Origin of the sequence: Aeromonas sp. QDB03 (genome assembly GCF_027707985.1) — a bacterium.
Taxonomy (GTDB): Bacteria; Pseudomonadota; Gammaproteobacteria; order Enterobacterales; family Aeromonadaceae; genus Aeromonas; species Aeromonas hydrophila.
The window spans coordinates 1-1,188 of sequence record NZ_JAPCJG010000029.1; the positions used below are offsets into that span (position 1 = coordinate 1).

Genomic DNA, 1,188 nt, shown 5'->3' on the forward strand with positions numbered 1-1,188 from the left:
GTTAAAGAACGACGCAGCTTTTGGCTGCTGCGGGAGTGGCATTCTACTCAACCGCCTTCTCGAGTCAAGCCTTATTTGCAAAGGCTTTTCGATGCGACCGACCCGGTTGTTTGCGTTGCCGCTTGCCGTGTCGATGGAGGCGCATTATAGGGAGCTGAAACTTTCTGGCAAGCAGATAATTACAAAAAGATGGCTTTCATCGTTCAACCGCTCACAAAGCCACCAAAAAGCATTTAAAACCAGCAAAATCAGGCCACGGTGGGGGCAGCTACGGCAAAATCATGCAAATTGTCATAGATGGCATCGGCCAGCTCGACACCAGCATCCGTTACCGGCTTGCCCGTTCTGACCATGATCTTATGACCAACCCCGGCATTGATGGCGGCTTTCATATCGGAAGGCTTGTCACCCACCATATAAGAACGGCTCATATCGATGTTCAGTTCTTGCTTGGCAAGCAGCAGCATTCCCGGTTCTGGTTTGCGGCAATCACAGGGAGCACCATGCTCCGGATGATGCGGGCAGAAGTAGATACCATCGAGGTCCACGTCGCGATCTGCCAATGACCAATCCATCCACTCGGTCAGGTTCATGAAATCATCTTCACTGAAATAACCGCGGGCGATACCAGACTGGTTGGTGACAACGACCAGCAGATACCCTTTCTTCTTCATCAACTGCAGGGCTTCAATGACCCCGGGCAAAAAGTGGAAATCATCTACCTTGCTGACATAACCGGTGTCTTCGTTGATGACACCATCACGATCCAGAAAAATGGCTGGTTTGCTCACAGAAACGACCTCTATCAATGATTTCGCAAAGTATCTCACAGGCAATTTAAAGCCCCAAAAGTAAAAGGGGTGGCCGAAGCCACCCCTTTCATGTGCGTATTTAAAGTATCGATTAAGCGATAACTTTAGCTACAACACCAGCACCTACGGTACGGCCACCTTCACGGATAGCGAAACGCAGGCCGTCGTCCATCGCGATCGGCGCAATCAGGGTAACAACCATCTTGATGTTGTCGCCCGGCATTACCATCTCTACGCCTTCCGGCAGTTCGATGGTACCGGTCACGTCGGTAGTACGGAAGTAGAACTGCGGACGGTAGCCTTTGAAGAACGGGGTATGACGACCACCTTCTTCTTTGGACAGCACGTACACTTCAGATTCAAACTTGGTGTGCGG

Annotated in this window: 1 protein-coding gene and 1 pseudogene; both read right to left on the reverse strand. The window is 50.8% G+C overall.

Features of this window, described 5'->3' with window-relative positions; translation table 11 throughout:
• Positions 1-248 precede the first annotated feature (248 nt).
• Complete coding sequence (gene gmhB / locus PG900_RS22950) at positions 249-791, reverse strand: D-glycero-beta-D-manno-heptose 1,7-bisphosphate 7-phosphatase (RefSeq protein ID WP_180345306.1); 543 nt, start codon at positions 789-791, stop codon at positions 249-251.
• Between the two features lie 112 nt (positions 792-903).
• Positions 904-1,188: pseudogene (tuf, locus tag PG900_RS22955) on the reverse strand (elongation factor Tu); the annotation flags it as partial.